The organism is Pseudomonas sp. THAF187a, assembly GCF_009363395.1.
GTDB classification, from domain to species: Bacteria; Pseudomonadota; Gammaproteobacteria; order Pseudomonadales; family Pseudomonadaceae; genus Aquipseudomonas; species Aquipseudomonas khazarica.
Genome location: NZ_CP045349.1, coordinates 4,511,294 through 4,524,855, shown reverse-complemented (window position 1 = coordinate 4,524,855; position 13,562 = coordinate 4,511,294). Strand labels below are relative to the sequence as shown.

The window sequence follows — 13,562 nt, the reverse complement described above, 5'->3', positions numbered from 1 at the left end:
TGTAACGCTCTGAAATGGGCGGCCATAGCGGGTGAAAGCCCCGTACACTCATGAGGTTTAGAACATGACTATTGGTGTAGTCGGTCGTAAGTGCGGCATGACCCGCATTTTCACCGAAGAAGGTGTCTCCATTCCGGTCACGGTCATCGAGATCGAACCGAATCGCGTCACCCAGTTCAAAAACGAGGAGTCCGATGGCTATCGTGCAGTGCAGGTCACTGTCGGTGAACGTCGTGCTTCGCGTGTTAGCAAGGCTCAGGCTGGCCACTTCGCCAAGGCGAACGTCGCGGCAGGTCGTACCGTTCTGGAATTCCGTCTTGAAGAAGGCGACTACCAGGCTGGCGATCTGATCAACGCTGAAATTTTCCAAGCTGGTCAACTGGTCGACGTGACCGGTCAGTCCAAAGGTAAAGGCTTCGCCGGTACCATCAAGCGTTGGAACTTCCGCGGCCAGGACAACACTCACGGTAACTCCGTTTCGCACCGTGTACCGGGTTCCATCGGTCAGTGCCAGACCCCGGGTCGTGTATTCAAGGGCAAGAAGATGTCCGGTCATATGGGCGCCGAGCGCGTGACCGTGCAGTCCCTGGAAGTTGTTCGCGTAGACGCCGAGCGTAACCTGCTGCTGGTCAAGGGTGCCGTTCCGGGCGCTACTGGCGGCGACGTTATCGTTCGTCCGGCTGTCAAGGCGTAAGGGGAGAATCTGAGATGCAATTGAATGTAAATGGCGCTCAGGCGATCGAAGTGTCCGAAGCGACCTTCGGTGGCGAGTTCAACGAGACCCTGGTTCACCAAGCAGTCGTGGCCTACATGGCCGGCGGCCGTCAGGGCACCAAAGGCCAGAAGTCCCGTTCCGACGTTTCCGGTGGCGGTAAGCGCCCGTGGCGTCAGAAGGGTACCGGTCGTGCTCGTGCGGGTACCACCCGTGGTCCGATCTGGCGTGGCGGTGGTGTGACCTTCGCAGCGTCCACCCGTAACCATGATCAGAAGCTGAACAAGAAGATGTACCGCGCAGCCCTGCGCTCCATCCTTGCTGAGCTGGTTCGTACCGACCGTCTGGTAGTGGTTGAAGACTTTGCTGTCGAAGCTCCGAAAACCAAGGCTCTGCTGAGCAAGCTGAACGGCCTGGGTCTGAACGATGTGCTGATCGTATCCGACGCGGTCGATCAGAACCTGTACCTGGCTGCCCGCAACCTGCCGCACGTCGATGTACGTGACGTCCAGGGTTCCGATCCGGTCAGCCTGATCGCGTACGAAAAAGTGCTGGTCACTGTTTCGGCCGTGAAGAAATTCGAGGAGCTGCTGGGATGAACCAGGAACGCGTATTCAAAGTGCTGCTTGGCCCGCACATCTCCGAGAAGGCCACGGTTCTGGCTGACAAGCAAGGTCAGTTCGTTTTCAAAGTCGCTACCGATGCGACCAAGCTGGAAATCAAGAAGGCCGTCGAAAGCCTGTTCAACGTGAAGGTTGAGCGCGTTACTACCCAGAACGTTCTGGGCAAGAGCAAGCGCACCGCTCGCGGTCTGGGCAAGCGTAACGACTGGAAGAAGGCAGTTATCTCCCTTCAGCCGGGCCAAGATCTCGATTTCACCAGCAGTGCTGAGTAAGGAAGGGGTGCATCATGGCAATCGTTAAATGCAAACCGACTTCCGCTGGCCGCCGTTTTGTGGTCAAGGTGGTCAATCAGGAGCTGCACAAAGGCGCTCCGTACGCTCCGCTGCTCGAGAAGAAGTCGAAGTCCGGTGGTCGTAACAACAACGGCCGTATCACCACGCGTCACGTTGGTGGTGGTCACAAGCAGCATTACCGTCTGGTCGACTTCCGTCGCAACGACAAAGATGGCATCCCTGCCACTGTCGAGCGCGTGGAATACGATCCGAACCGTACTGCTCACATCGCTCTGCTGAAGTACGCCGACGGTGAGCGTCGCTACATCATCGCCCCGAAAGGCGTTGTAGCTGGCGACCAACTGATCGCGGGCATCATGGCTCCGATCAAGGCCGGTAACAGCCTGCAGCTGCGCAACATTCCGGTGGGTTCGACCGTTCACGGTATCGAGCTGAAGCCGGGTAAAGGCGCGCAGATCGCTCGTTCCGCTGGTGCTTCCGCTCAGCTGATCGCGCGTGAAGGTGCTTATGTGACTCTGCGTCTGCGCTCCGGCGAAATGCGCAAAGTCCTGGCTGAGTGCCGTGCGACCCTGGGCGAAGTCTCGAACTCCGAGCACAGCCTGCGTTCGCTGGGTAAGGCTGGCGCCAAGCGCTGGCGTGGTGTTCGTCCGACCGTTCGTGGTGTTGCCATGAACCCGGTTGATCACCCGCACGGTGGTGGTGAAGGTCGTACCTCCGGTGGTCGTCATCCGGTGTCGCCATGGGGCTTCCCGACCAAGGGCGCGAAGACCCGTGCTAACAAGCGCACCGACAACATGATCGTCCGTCGTCGCAAGTAAATAGAGGGATACGACAGTGCCACGTTCTCTGAAAAAAGGTCCTTTTATCGATCTTCACCTACTGAAGAAGGTCGAAGCGGCGGTGGAAAAGAATGATCGCAAGCCGGTTAAAACCTGGTCGCGTCGTTCGATGATCCTGCCGCAGATGGTCGGTTTGACCATCGCCGTGCATAACGGTCGTCAGCATGTCCCGGTTCTCGTGAACGAAGACATGGTCGGCCACAAACTGGGCGAATTTGCCGGCACTCGTACCTATCGTGGTCACGTTGCCGACAAGAAAGGCAAGCGTTAAGGGGTTTGGAAATGGAAGTAGCCGCTAAGTTGTCGGGCGCTCGCATCTCCGCCCAGAAAGCTCGCCTGGTCGCCGACCAGATCCGCGGGAAGAAGGTGGGCGAAGCGCTCAACCTGCTGGCTTTCAGCAGCAAGAAAGCCGCCGAGATCATGAAGAAAGTGCTGGAGTCGGCCGTTGCCAACGCCGAGCACAACGAAGGCGCAGACGTTGATGACCTGAAGGTCAGCACCGTTTTCGTCAACGAAGGGCGTTCGCTTAAGCGCATCATGCCGCGTGCCAAAGGCCGTGCTGATCGCATCGTCAAGCGGTCTTGCCATATCACTGTCAAGGTTGCGGACAAGTAACGGAGTCGATCAGATGGGTCAGAAAGTACATCCCGTTGGCATCCGCCTGGGAATCGTCAAGGATCACACCTCGGTCTGGTACGCAGACGGTCGCAATTACGCCGACTATCTGAATGCCGATCTGAAGGTTCGTGCATACCTGCAAGACAAACTAAAAAGCGCGTCCGTTAGCCGTATCGACATCGCTCGTCCGGCTCAAACCGCACGCATCACCATCCACACCGCTCGTCCCGGCATCGTGATCGGCAAGAAAGGTGAAGATGTTGAGAAGCTGCGTCAGGACCTGACCAAGCAAATGGGTGTGCCGGTGCACATCAACATCGAAGAGATCCGCAAGCCGGAGCTCGACGGTATGCTGGTTGCGCAGAGCGTAGCTCAGCAGCTGGAGCGTCGCGTTATGTTCCGTCGCGCCATGAAGCGCGCTGTACAGAACGCCATGCGCATTGGTGCCAAGGGCATCAAGATCCAGGTGAGTGGTCGTCTCGGCGGCGCTGAAATCGCTCGTACCGAGTGGTATCGCGAAGGTCGTGTGCCCCTGCACACCCTGCGTGCCGACATCGATTACGCCACCTACGAAGCGCACACCACTTACGGTGTGATCGGCGTCAAGGTTTGGATCTTCAAGGGTGAGGTCATTGGTGGCCGCACTGAAGAGCTGAAGCCGCAAGCGCCCGCTCCTCGTAAAGCTGCTAAGAAATAAGGAGTACGCATCATGTTGCAACCAAAGCGTACGAAGTTCCGCAAGCAGATGACCGGCCACAACCGTGGTCTGGCTCAGCGCGGTAGCAAAGTCAGCTTCGGCGAGTTCGCGCTGAAGTCTGTCGCCCGCGGTCGTCTCACCGCTCGTCAGATCGAGTCCGCTCGTCGTGCTCTGACTCGTCACGTAAAACGTGGCGGCAAGATCTGGATCCGCGTCTTCCCGGACAAGCCGGTTACCAAGAAGCCTCTCGAAGTGCGTATGGGTAAAGGTAAGGGTGGCGTTGAATACTGGGTAGCCCAGATCCAGCCAGGCAAAGTCCTGTACGAGATCGAAGGCGTATCCGAAGAGCTGGCGCGCGAGGCCTTCGCCCTGGCTGCTGCAAAGCTGCCGCTCGCCACCACCTTTGTTAAGCGGACGGTGATGTGATGAAAGCGACCGAACTTCGTGAAAAAAGCGCACAGCAGCTGAACGAGCAACTGCTCGAGCTGCTGCGCGACCAGTTCAATCTGCGTATGCAGAAGGCAACTGGCCAGCTGGGGCAGTCGCACCTGCTCTCGCAAGTGAAGCGCGACATCGCTCGCGTCAAGACTGTCCTCAGCCAGCAGGCAGGTAAGTGATCATGGCCGAAGTTGAAAAAACAGTCCGTACGCTGACCGGCCGTGTTGTCAGCGACAAGATGGACAAGACCATCACCGTTCTGATCGAGCGTCGCGTCAAGCACCCGATCTACGGTAAATACGTCAAGCGTTCGACCAAGCTGCACGCTCACGACGAATCCAACCAGTGCAAGATCGGCGACAAGGTTTCCATCCGCGAAACCCGCCCGCAGTCCAAGACCAAGTCCTGGGCTCTGGTTGAAGTCGTTGAACGCGCCGTAGAAGTCTAAGAGCTAAGGGTCGGAGAAATTTTATGATTCAGACTCAATCCATGCTCGATGTGGCTGACAACAGTGGTGCACGTCGCGTCATGTGCATCAAGGTGCTGGGCGGCTCGCATCGTCGCTACGCCGGCATCGGCGACATCATCAAGGTCACCGTCAAGGAAGCAATTCCGCGCGGCAAAGTGAAGAAAGGTCAGGTCATGACCGCAGTGGTCGTTCGTACCCGTCACGGCGTTCGCCGTGCCGACGGCTCGATCATCCGCTTCGACGGCAACGCTGCTGTTCTGCTGAACAACAAGCAAGAGCCGATCGGTACCCGTATTTTCGGGCCAGTGACCCGTGAACTTCGTTCCGAGAAGTTCATGAAGATCGTCTCGCTCGCCCCTGAAGTGCTTTAAGGAGATCCGACATGCAAAAGATTCGTCGTGACGACGAGATCATCGTGATCGCCGGCAAAGACAAAGGTAAGCGTGGCAAGGTGCTCAAGGTTCTCGCTGACGACCGTCTGGTCGTTGGCGGCATCAACCTGGTGAAGCGCCACACCAAGCCGAACCCGATGTCGGGCGTTCAAGGCGGTATCGTCGAGAAAGAAGCGCCGCTGCACGCTTCCAACGTTGCCATCTTCAACTCTGAAACCAACAAGGCTGATCGCGTTGGCTTCAAGGTCGAAGACGGCAAGAAAATTCGTGTCTTCAAGTCCACCCAAAAGCCGGTTGGCGCTTGAGAATCATAGGTAGAACACCATGGCACGACTGAAAGAGATTTACCGGAAGGAAATCGCGCCCAAGCTGAAGGAAGAACTGAAGCTGGCCAACGTGATGGAAGTTCCGCGCATCACCAAAATCACCCTGAACATGGGCTTGGGCGAAGCGATCGGTGACAAGAAGGTCATCGAGAACGCCGTTGCCGACCTCGAGAAGATCACCGGTCAGAAAGTCGTCGTGACTCATGCCCGCAAGTCGATCGCAGGTTTCAAGGTTCGTGAAGGCTGGCCGATTGGCGTCAAGGTCACTCTGCGTCGCGAGCGTATGTACGAGTTCCTGGATCGTCTGCTGTCCATCTCCCTGCCGCGCGTGCGTGACTTCCGCGGCCTGAATGCCAAGTCCTTCGACGGCCGCGGCAACTACAGCATGGGCGTGAAAGAGCAGATCATCTTCCCGGAAATCGATTACGACAAGATCGATGCGCTGCGTGGTCTGGACATCACCCTGACTACCACTGCCCGTAACGATGATGAAGGCCGCGCTCTGCTGCGTGCTTTCAACTTCCCGTTCCGCAACTGATCGGAGTCTGGAAAATGGCCAAAATGAGCATGAAGAACCGTGAGCTGAAGCGTCAGCAAACGGTTGCCAAGTACGCCAAGAAGCGTGCCGAGCTGAAAGCGATCATCGTTAACCCGAACTCCACTCCGGAAGCTCGTTGGGAAGCGCAGGTCGCCCTGCAGAAGCAGCCACGTGACGCCAGCGCCTCGCGCCTGCGTAACCGTTGCCGCATCACCGGCCGTCCGCACGGCGTTTACCGCAAGTTCGGTCTGTCGCGTAACAAGCTGCGCGAAGCCGCCATGCGCGGTGACGTACCGGGCCTGGTGAAAGCCAGCTGGTAATCAGCGGTAGCTGAAAGCAGAGCCGGCCTTGTGCCGGCTTTGCCTTTTGTTGAACAAGCCCCTTTTGGGGCTTGCTTCATTTTTGATCGGTCTCTAGAATGTCCGGCTCTCCTGAGCCTGGTATTTACGTGCCGAGCTTTTGGATGATCCCACAGCCCTCGGGCTGTTCTTTTTGTATCAGGAGCGTCTAGCCCATGAGTATGCAGGACCCGTTAGCGGACATGCTAACTCGTATCCGTAATGCCCAGATGGCTGAAAAGTCCGTCGTAAGCATGCCGTCTTCCACTCTGAAGGTGGCTGTAGCCAAAGTTCTGAAGGACGAGGGTTACATTGCGGGTTACGAAGTAAATGGCGAAGCCAAGCCACAACTGTCCATCGAGCTGAAGTACTTCGAAGGCCGTCCGGTCATCGAGGAAGTCAAGCGCGTGAGCCGTCCTGGCCTTCGTCAATACAAATCCGTCGATGACCTGCCGAAGGTTCGTGGCGGTCTCGGTGTTTCCATCGTCTCCACCAACAAAGGTGTGATGACGGATCGCGCTGCGCGCGCTGCCGGTGTCGGCGGCGAAGTGCTCTGCACCGTGTTCTAAGGGGGGATAAGCATGTCTCGCGTTGCTAAGAACCCCGTCGCGCTGCCAGCTGGTGTCGAGATCAAACTCGCCGGTCAGCAGCTCTCGGTGAAGGGTGCCAAGGGCACTCTGGAACTGAACGTTCATTCGTCCGTGGAAGTGATCCAGGAAGGTAGCGAGCTGCGTTTCGCTGCTCGTAACGGCGACCAGCAGAACCGTGCCATGGCCGGTACTACTCGCGCTCTGGTGAACAACATGGTCATCGGTGTCAGCCAAGGCTTCGAGCGTAAGCTGCAACTGGTAGGTGTGGGCTACAAAGCTCAAGCCAAAGGCCAGGTGCTGAACCTTGCTCTGGGCTTCTCCCACCCGATCGACTACGAACTGCCGGAAGGCGTCGTGGCCGAAACCCCGAACCAGACCGAAATCCTGATCAAGGGTATCGACAAGCAACTGGTGGGTCAGGTGGCTGCGGAGATCCGTGACTTCCGTCGTCCTGAGCCGTACAAGGGCAAAGGCGTTCGTTACGCGGATGAAGTTGTCCGTCGTAAAGAAGCCAAGAAGAAGTAAGGGGCTGAGAAATGACCGACAAAAAAGTTACTCGTCTGCGTCGCGCTCGCAAAGCACGCCTGAAAATGCACGAGCTCGAAGCCGTGCGTCTGTGCGTGTATCGCTCTTCGCAGCACATCTATGCCCAGGTCATCTCGGCCGACGGCAGCAAGGTTCTGGCCAGCGCCTCTACCTTGGACAAAGCTCTGCGTGATGGCGCCACCGGCAACGTCGACGCAGCCAAGAAAGTTGGTGCGCTGGTTGCTGAGCGTGCGAAAGCCGCTGGTGTGACTCAAGTGGCATTCGACCGTTCTGGCTTCAAGTACCACGGCCGCGTCAAGGCGCTGGCTGATGCTGCTCGTGAAGGCGGGCTGGAGTTCTAAGTTATGGCAAATAACGACCAAAAGCGCGACGAAGGCTACATCGAGAAGCTGGTTCAGGTTAACCGCGTTGCCAAGACCGTCAAAGGTGGCCGTATCTTCACCTTCACCGCACTGACCGTAGTGGGTGATGGCAAGGGTCGCGTCGGTTTCGGCCGTGGCAAGTCCCGTGAAGTACCGGCTGCCATCCAGAAGGCGATGGAAGCTGCGCGTCGCAACATGATCCAGGTGGATCTGAACGGCAGCACTCTGCAGTACCCGATCAAGTCCGCTCACGGCGCCTCCAAGGTGTTCATGCAGCCGGCTTCCGAAGGTACCGGTATCATCGCCGGCGGCGCCATGCGTGCCGTGCTGGAAGTGGCTGGTGTGCAGAACGTTCTGGCCAAGTGCTACGGCTCGACCAACCCGGTGAACGTGGTTCATGCCACTTTCGAAGGTCTGAAGACCATGCAGTCTCCGGAATCCGTTGCGGCCAAGCGTGGCAAGAGCGTCGAGGAGATTCTCTAACCATGGCTAACACCGTCAAAGTGACTCTGATCAAGAGCACCAATGGCCGTCTGGCCAATCACAAAGCTTGCGTCAAGGGCCTGGGCCTGCGCCGCATCGGTCACACCGTAGAGGTTCTGGATACTCCGGAAAACCGCGGCATGATCAACAAGGCTTACTACCTGCTGAAGGTGGAGGGTTAATCATGCAACTGAACGATCTGCGTTCCGCGCCGGGTGCCCGTCGCGAAAAGCACCGTCCGGGCCGTGGTATCGGTAGCGGTCTGGGCAAGACTGGTGGCCGTGGTCACAAAGGTCAGACCTCCCGCTCCGGTGGCTCCATCGCTCCGGGCTTCGAGGGTGGTCAGCAGCCGCTGCACCGCCGTCTGCCGAAGTTCGGCTTCGTTTCCCTGAAGGCTATGGATCGCGCTGAACTGCGTACCTCCGAGCTGAACAAGGTTGAAGGCGATGTCGTTACTCTGCAGGCTCTGAAGGATGCCAACCTGGTAGGCCAACACGTACAGCGCGTCAAAGTCATGCTGTCCGGTGAGGTTACCCGTGCGGTCACCCTGAAAGGTATCGCCGCCACCAAGGGTGCGCGTGCGGCTATCGAAGCAGCTGGCGGTAAGTTCGAGGACTAAATGGCTAAGCAAGGTGCTCTCTCAGCGCTGGCAGGTGGCGGGTTGTCCGAACTCTGGGCTCGACTGCGCTTCCTGTTCCTGGCGATCATCGTCTACCGGATAGGTGCGCACATCCCGGTTCCTGGCATCAACCCAGACCGACTGGCGGATCTGTTCCGGCAGAATGAGGGGACCATTCTTAGCTTGTTCAACATGTTTTCCGGCGGCGCGCTGGAGCGGATGAGCATCTTTGCACTGGGGATCATGCCGTACATCTCGGCATCGATCATCATGCAGCTGATGACCGCCGTCAGCCCGCAGCTGGAGCAGTTGAAGAAGGAAGGTGAAGCTGGCCGTCGCAAGATCAGCCAGTACACCCGCTACGGCACTCTCGCCCTGGCATTCGTCCAGGCCATCGGCATGTCCGTTGGTCTGGCCAGTCAGGGCGTAGCGTTCTCGGTCGATTTCGGCTTCCACTTCGTGGCGGTCACCACTTTTGTGGCGGGCGCGATGTTCATGATGTGGCTGGGCGAGCAGATCACCGAGCGTGGTGTCGGCAACGGTATCTCGATGCTGATTTTTGCTGGCATCGTGGCCGGTCTGCCGGCGGCAATCGGGCAGTCTTTCGAGTCTGCCCGTCAAGGCGATATCAACATCTTCGCCCTGATTGCCATCGGCCTGCTGGCAGTAGCGATCATCGGTTTCGTGGTGTTCATCGAGCGTGGTCAGCGTCGCATTGCGGTGCACTACGCCAAGCGTCAGCAGGGCCGCAAGGTCTTCGCTGCGCAGACCAGCCACTTGCCGTTGAAGGTGAACATGGCGGGCGTGATCCCGGCCATTTTCGCCAGCAGCCTTCTGCTGTTCCCGGCCTCGCTGGGGTCTTGGTTCGGTCAGTCCGAAGGTCTGGGCTGGCTGCAGGACATTTCGCAGGCTATCGCTCCTGGTCAGCCGTTGAACATTCTGCTGTTTAGTGCAGGGATCATTTTCTTCTGCTTCTTCTACACAGCGCTGATGTTCAACCCGAAAGACGTAGCGGAAAACCTGAAGAAGTCCGGTGCCTTTATTCCGGGCATCCGTCCGGGCGAGCAGTCGGCACGCTATATCGATGGCGTACTGACCCGCTTGACCATGTTCGGTGCTCTGTACATGACGGCCGTGTGCCTGTTGCCCCAGTTCCTGGTGGTGGCGGCCAACGTTCCGTTCTACCTTGGCGGGACCTCGTTGCTGATCGTGGTCGTGGTTGTCATGGACTTCATGTCCCAAGTGCAATCTCACCTCGTGTCTCACCAGTACGATTCCCTGATGAAGAAAGCCAACCTGAAGGGTTATGGCAGCGGCATGCTCCGCTGATCCACCCGTAAGGTTCGAGGAGTTGGTAATGAAAGTTCGTGCATCGGTGAAAAAGCTGTGCCGTAACTGCAAAATTATCCGTCGCGAAGGTGTCGTGCGGGTGATCTGCAGCGCAGAGCCGCGTCACAAGCAGCGCCAAGGCTGAGTGTGAGCCACGCGTGATAAGCCCGGCAGCTAGTGCGCTGCCGGGTTGATTATTTGTTTTTACAGCGTTAATATCTCGCGCCCTATTTCTTGGCTTCCGGGGCGTAGGTAGCTGTCAATTGGAGTTCCACTGAATGGCCCGTATTGCAGGCGTTAACATTCCGGATAACAAGCACACTGTTATCTCGCTGACCTACATCTTCGGTGTTGGTCGCACCACTGCACAGAAAATCTGTGCCGCTACCGGCGTAAATCCGGCTGCGAAAATCAAGGATCTGACTGACGAGCAGATCGAACAGCTGCGTGGCGAAGTAGCCAAGGTGAATACCGAAGGCGACCTGCGTCGTGAAGTGAATATGAAGATCAAGCGCTTGATGGATCTGGGTTGCTACCGCGGCCTGCGTCATCGTAAAGGTCTGCCGGTTCGCGGTCAGCGTACCAAGACCAACGCTCGCACCCGTAAGGGCCCGCGTAAGCCGATCCGCAAGTAATCGCATTCGCGAATCGACAGGAATTTAGTCATGGCAAAACCTGCTGCTCGTACTCGTAAAAAAGTCAAAAAGACAGTGGTTGATGGCATCGCCCACATCCACGCGTCTTTCAACAACACTATCGTGACCATCACCGACCGTCAGGGCAACGCCCTGTCCTGGGCTACCTCCGGTGGTTCGGGCTTCCGCGGCTCGCGTAAGTCCACTCCGTTCGCCGCCCAGATCGCCGCCGAGCGCGCTGGTCAGGCTGCACTGGAGTACGGTCTGAAGAACCTCGACGTGAACGTCAAGGGTCCAGGCCCAGGTCGCGAATCCGCTGTGCGTGCTCTGAACGCCTGCGGCTACAAAATCGCCAGCATCACCGACGTGACGCCTATCCCGCACAACGGGTGCCGTCCGCCGAAGAAGCGTCGCGTGTAAACAGGAGACAGTGAGAAATGGCTCGTTACATTGGTCCCAAGTGCAAACTGTCTCGCCGTGAAGGCACCGATCTCTTCCTGAAGAGCGGTGTTCGCGCGCTTGAATCTAAGTGCAACATCGAAGCAGCTCCCGGTATTCACGGTCAGCGCCGCGGTCGTCAATCCGACTACGGTACCCAGCTGCGTGAGAAGCAGAAAGTCCGTCGTATCTACGGCGTTCTGGAGCGTCAGTTCAGCGGTTACTACAAGCAAGCTGCCAGCCAGAAGGGCGCCACCGGCGAAAACCTGCTGCAACTGCTGGAGTGCCGTCTGGATAACGTGGTTTACCGTATGGGCTTTGGCGCTACCCGTGCCGAATCCCGTCAGCTGGTTTCGCACAAAGCAATCAGCGTCAACGGTCAGACCGTAAACGTACCGTCCTACCAGGTTAAAGCTGGCGACGTAGTTGCTGTTCGCGAGAAATCGAAGAACCAGCTGCGCATCGCTCAGGCTCTTGAGCTCTGCGCCCAGCGCGGCCGCGTTGAGTGGGTAGAAGTAGACGCCGAGAAGAAGTCTGGTGTGTTCAAGAACGTACCGGCTCGTGGCGATCTCTCCGCTGACATCAACGAGAGCCTGATTGTCGAGCTCTACTCCAAGTAAGGGCTAGAAAATAGGTGCATCCATGCAGATTTCGGTAAATGAGTTCCTGACCCCCCGTCACATCGATGTGCAGGAGGTCAGTCCGACCCGCGCCAAGATCACCCTCGAGCCTCTCGAGCGTGGTTTCGGCCATACCCTGGGCAACGCGCTGCGTCGCATCCTGTTGTCCTCCATGCCTGGCTGTGCAGTAGTCGAGGCCGAGATCGACGGCGTACTCCACGAGTACTCCGCGATCGAAGGTGTGCAGGAAGACGTCATCGAGATCCTGCTCAACCTGAAAGGTCTGGCTATCAAACTGCACGGCCGTGACGAAGTGACCCTGACTCTGTCCAAGAAGGGCCCGGGCGTCGTTACCGCTGCCGATATTCAGCTGGATCACGATGTCGAAATCGTCAACGGCGACCACGTAATCGCCAACCTGGCCTCCAATGGCTCGCTGAACATGAAGCTCACCGTAGCTCGTGGTCGCGGCTATGAGCCAGCCGACGCTCGCCAGAGCGACGAAGATGAGAGCCGCAGCATTGGTCGCTTGCAGCTGGATGCTTCGTTCAGCCCGGTACGTCGTGTTGCCTACGTGGTGGAAAACGCTCGTGTCGAGCAGCGCACCAACCTGGACAAACTGGTTATCGACCTGGAAACCAACGGTACCCTGGATCCTGAAGAGGCCATCCGTCGTGCCGCGACCATCCTGCAGCAGCAGCTGGCCGCGTTCGTCGACCTCAAGGGTGACAGTGAGCCGGTTGTGGTCGAGCAGGAAGACGAGATCGATCCGATCCTGCTGCGTCCTGTCGATGACCTGGAACTGACCGTACGTTCGGCCAACTGCCTCAAGGCAGAGAACATCTACTACATCGGCGACCTGATTCAGCGTACCGAAGTAGAGCTGCTCAAAACCCCGAACCTGGGCAAGAAATCCCTGACCGAAATCAAGGATGTTCTGGCTTCTCGCGGTCTGTCCCTCGGTATGCGCCTCGACAACTGGCCGCCGGCAAGTCTGAAGAAAGACGATAAGGCCACTGCCTGATCGTCATCATCACCGAACGAAACAGTTTGGTAAGGAATTGAACCATGCGTCATCGTAAAAGTGGCCGTCACCTCAGCCGCACCAGCGCTCACCGCAAGGCCATGTTCCAGAACATGGCGGTATCGCTGTTTGAGCACGAGCTGATCAAAACTACCCTGCCGAAAGCCAAGGAACTGCGTCGCGTTGCCGAGCCGCTGATCACCCTGGCCAAGGAAGACAGCGTTGCCAACCGTCGTCTGGCCTTCGACCGTACCCGTTCGAAAGCCATCGTTGGCAAACTGTTCAACGATCTGGGCAAGCGCTACGCCACCCGTAACGGCGGCTACCTGCGCATCCTCAAGTGCGGTTTCCGCGCTGGCGACAACGCCCCGATGGCTTACGTCGAACTGGTTGACCGTCCGGTCGCCGGCTCGGTAGAAGCTGCCGAGTAAGTCGTTTGCTGTACGAGAAACCGGGCCTAGTGCCCGGTTTTTTGTTGCCCGTCATTTCTGCCTGTTCCTCGCGACGTTCTGCGGCCCCACGGCGGGTGGCGCTGCCAGTCGCTCGGCATTCACTGCCGCCACAGGCGAAAGAAAATAGCTATCGGCTCGTTACACTTCATGAATTGGTTCGCCTGACAAAGCGGGTCTAGGC

The 13,562-nt window shown here is 57.9% G+C and carries 27 protein-coding genes; all 27 read left to right on the top strand.

From position 1 onward, the window contains the following. Positions 1-64 precede the first annotated feature (64 nt). The 27 genes from rplC to rplQ all read left to right on the top strand — a co-directional run bounded on the left by rplC (position 65) and on the right by rplQ (position 13,360). Positions 65-694 (top strand): 50S ribosomal protein L3, encoded by a 630-nt coding sequence (gene rplC, locus FIV02_RS21150; protein WP_013717347.1) that lies wholly within the window; start codon positions 65-67, stop codon positions 692-694. Positions 695-708: 14 nt separating this feature from the next. Next, positions 709-1,311 (top strand): 50S ribosomal protein L4, encoded by a 603-nt coding sequence (gene rplD, locus FIV02_RS21145; RefSeq protein WP_037055711.1) that lies wholly within the window; start codon positions 709-711, stop codon positions 1,309-1,311. Next, positions 1,308-1,607 carry a 50S ribosomal protein L23 gene (rplW, locus tag FIV02_RS21140; RefSeq protein WP_003243891.1) on the top strand — a complete coding sequence of 100 codons (300 nt, stop codon included), beginning with the start codon at positions 1,308-1,310 and terminating at the stop codon, positions 1,605-1,607. Before rplD ends, rplW begins: the two co-directional genes overlap by 4 nt. 14 nt (positions 1,608-1,621) lie before the next feature. Then, positions 1,622-2,446, top strand: a complete 825-nt coding sequence (rplB, locus tag FIV02_RS21135) for a 50S ribosomal protein L2 (RefSeq protein ID WP_037055713.1) — start codon at positions 1,622-1,624, stop codon at positions 2,444-2,446. A 16-nt stretch (positions 2,447-2,462) separates the two neighbouring features. Beyond that, positions 2,463-2,738, top strand: coding sequence for a 30S ribosomal protein S19 (rpsS, locus tag FIV02_RS21130; protein WP_003243896.1), 276 nt, complete (start codon positions 2,463-2,465; stop codon positions 2,736-2,738). Between the two features lie 11 nt (positions 2,739-2,749). Then, positions 2,750-3,082: a 50S ribosomal protein L22 gene (gene rplV / locus FIV02_RS21125; RefSeq protein ID WP_003103908.1), complete on the top strand. Its 333-nt coding sequence runs from the start codon at positions 2,750-2,752 to the stop codon at positions 3,080-3,082. A gap of 13 nt (positions 3,083-3,095) precedes the next feature. After that, complete coding sequence (gene rpsC, locus FIV02_RS21120; RefSeq protein WP_003243898.1) at positions 3,096-3,782, top strand: 30S ribosomal protein S3; 687 nt, start codon at positions 3,096-3,098, stop codon at positions 3,780-3,782. A gap of 12 nt (positions 3,783-3,794) precedes the next feature. Next, positions 3,795-4,208 carry a 50S ribosomal protein L16 gene (gene rplP, locus FIV02_RS21115; protein ID WP_003243901.1) on the top strand — a complete coding sequence of 138 codons (414 nt, stop codon included), beginning with the start codon at positions 3,795-3,797 and terminating at the stop codon, positions 4,206-4,208. Further along, positions 4,208-4,399 carry a 50S ribosomal protein L29 gene (gene rpmC, locus FIV02_RS21110; RefSeq protein WP_003243902.1) on the top strand — a complete coding sequence of 64 codons (192 nt, stop codon included), beginning with the start codon at positions 4,208-4,210 and terminating at the stop codon, positions 4,397-4,399. The genes rplP and rpmC overlap by 1 nt, the downstream gene beginning before the upstream one ends. Positions 4,400-4,401: 2 nt before the next feature. Next, the gene (gene rpsQ, locus FIV02_RS21105) at positions 4,402-4,668 is read left to right on the top strand and encodes a 30S ribosomal protein S17 (protein ID WP_003243904.1); all 267 of its coding nucleotides are present in this window, start codon (positions 4,402-4,404) and stop codon (positions 4,666-4,668) included. A gap of 23 nt (positions 4,669-4,691) precedes the next feature. Beyond that, the gene (gene rplN / locus FIV02_RS21100) at positions 4,692-5,060 is read left to right on the top strand and encodes a 50S ribosomal protein L14 (protein WP_003243907.1); all 369 of its coding nucleotides are present in this window, start codon (positions 4,692-4,694) and stop codon (positions 5,058-5,060) included. Between the two features lie 11 nt (positions 5,061-5,071). Then, the gene (gene rplX / locus FIV02_RS21095; RefSeq protein WP_003463290.1) at positions 5,072-5,386 is read left to right on the top strand and encodes a 50S ribosomal protein L24; all 315 of its coding nucleotides are present in this window, start codon (positions 5,072-5,074) and stop codon (positions 5,384-5,386) included. 19 nt (positions 5,387-5,405) lie between these two features. Next, positions 5,406-5,945, top strand: coding sequence for a 50S ribosomal protein L5 (gene rplE, locus FIV02_RS21090; RefSeq protein WP_003243911.1), 540 nt, complete (start codon positions 5,406-5,408; stop codon positions 5,943-5,945). A gap of 14 nt (positions 5,946-5,959) precedes the next feature. Next, positions 5,960-6,265, top strand: coding sequence for a 30S ribosomal protein S14 (rpsN, locus tag FIV02_RS21085; protein WP_037055718.1), 306 nt, complete (start codon positions 5,960-5,962; stop codon positions 6,263-6,265). 194 nt (positions 6,266-6,459) lie between these two features. Further along, positions 6,460-6,852, top strand: coding sequence for a 30S ribosomal protein S8 (rpsH, locus tag FIV02_RS21080; RefSeq protein ID WP_003243915.1), 393 nt, complete (start codon positions 6,460-6,462; stop codon positions 6,850-6,852). A 12-nt stretch (positions 6,853-6,864) separates the two neighbouring features. Beyond that, positions 6,865-7,398 (top strand): 50S ribosomal protein L6, encoded by a 534-nt coding sequence (gene rplF, locus FIV02_RS21075; protein ID WP_037055721.1) that lies wholly within the window; start codon positions 6,865-6,867, stop codon positions 7,396-7,398. An 11-nt stretch (positions 7,399-7,409) separates the two neighbouring features. Then, positions 7,410-7,760, top strand: coding sequence for a 50S ribosomal protein L18 (rplR, locus tag FIV02_RS21070; protein ID WP_017675612.1), 351 nt, complete (start codon positions 7,410-7,412; stop codon positions 7,758-7,760). Positions 7,761-7,763: 3 nt separating this feature from the next. Continuing rightward, a complete protein-coding gene (rpsE, locus tag FIV02_RS21065) occupies positions 7,764-8,264 on the top strand; it encodes a 30S ribosomal protein S5 (RefSeq protein WP_152489705.1) in 501 nt (166 codons plus the stop codon). Between the two features lie 2 nt (positions 8,265-8,266). Beyond that, positions 8,267-8,446: a 50S ribosomal protein L30 gene (rpmD, locus tag FIV02_RS21060; protein ID WP_003243922.1), complete on the top strand. Its 180-nt coding sequence runs from the start codon at positions 8,267-8,269 to the stop codon at positions 8,444-8,446. 2 nt (positions 8,447-8,448) lie between these two features. Beyond that, positions 8,449-8,883 carry a 50S ribosomal protein L15 gene (rplO, locus tag FIV02_RS21055; RefSeq protein WP_037055727.1) on the top strand — a complete coding sequence of 145 codons (435 nt, stop codon included), beginning with the start codon at positions 8,449-8,451 and terminating at the stop codon, positions 8,881-8,883. Beyond that, on the top strand, positions 8,884-10,212 hold the full coding sequence (gene secY, locus FIV02_RS21050) for a preprotein translocase subunit SecY (protein WP_037055730.1): 1,329 nt from the start codon (positions 8,884-8,886) through the stop codon (positions 10,210-10,212). 28 nt (positions 10,213-10,240) lie between these two features. After that, positions 10,241-10,357 carry a 50S ribosomal protein L36 gene (rpmJ, locus tag FIV02_RS21045; RefSeq protein WP_002555468.1) on the top strand — a complete coding sequence of 39 codons (117 nt, stop codon included), beginning with the start codon at positions 10,241-10,243 and terminating at the stop codon, positions 10,355-10,357. 133 nt (positions 10,358-10,490) lie between these two features. Then, on the top strand, positions 10,491-10,847 hold the full coding sequence (gene rpsM, locus FIV02_RS21040) for a 30S ribosomal protein S13 (RefSeq protein ID WP_003463275.1): 357 nt from the start codon (positions 10,491-10,493) through the stop codon (positions 10,845-10,847). Positions 10,848-10,877: 30 nt separating this feature from the next. Next, complete coding sequence (rpsK, locus tag FIV02_RS21035; RefSeq protein WP_003243933.1) at positions 10,878-11,267, top strand: 30S ribosomal protein S11; 390 nt, start codon at positions 10,878-10,880, stop codon at positions 11,265-11,267. Between the two features lie 17 nt (positions 11,268-11,284). After that, complete coding sequence (gene rpsD, locus FIV02_RS21030) at positions 11,285-11,905, top strand: 30S ribosomal protein S4 (protein WP_003243935.1); 621 nt, start codon at positions 11,285-11,287, stop codon at positions 11,903-11,905. A 22-nt stretch (positions 11,906-11,927) separates the two neighbouring features. Continuing rightward, positions 11,928-12,929: a DNA-directed RNA polymerase subunit alpha gene (gene rpoA / locus FIV02_RS21025; RefSeq protein WP_037055733.1), complete on the top strand. Its 1,002-nt coding sequence runs from the start codon at positions 11,928-11,930 to the stop codon at positions 12,927-12,929. A 44-nt stretch (positions 12,930-12,973) separates the two neighbouring features. Next, on the top strand, positions 12,974-13,360 hold the full coding sequence (gene rplQ, locus FIV02_RS21020; protein WP_037055738.1) for a 50S ribosomal protein L17: 387 nt from the start codon (positions 12,974-12,976) through the stop codon (positions 13,358-13,360). Positions 13,361-13,562: the final 202 nt, after the last annotated feature.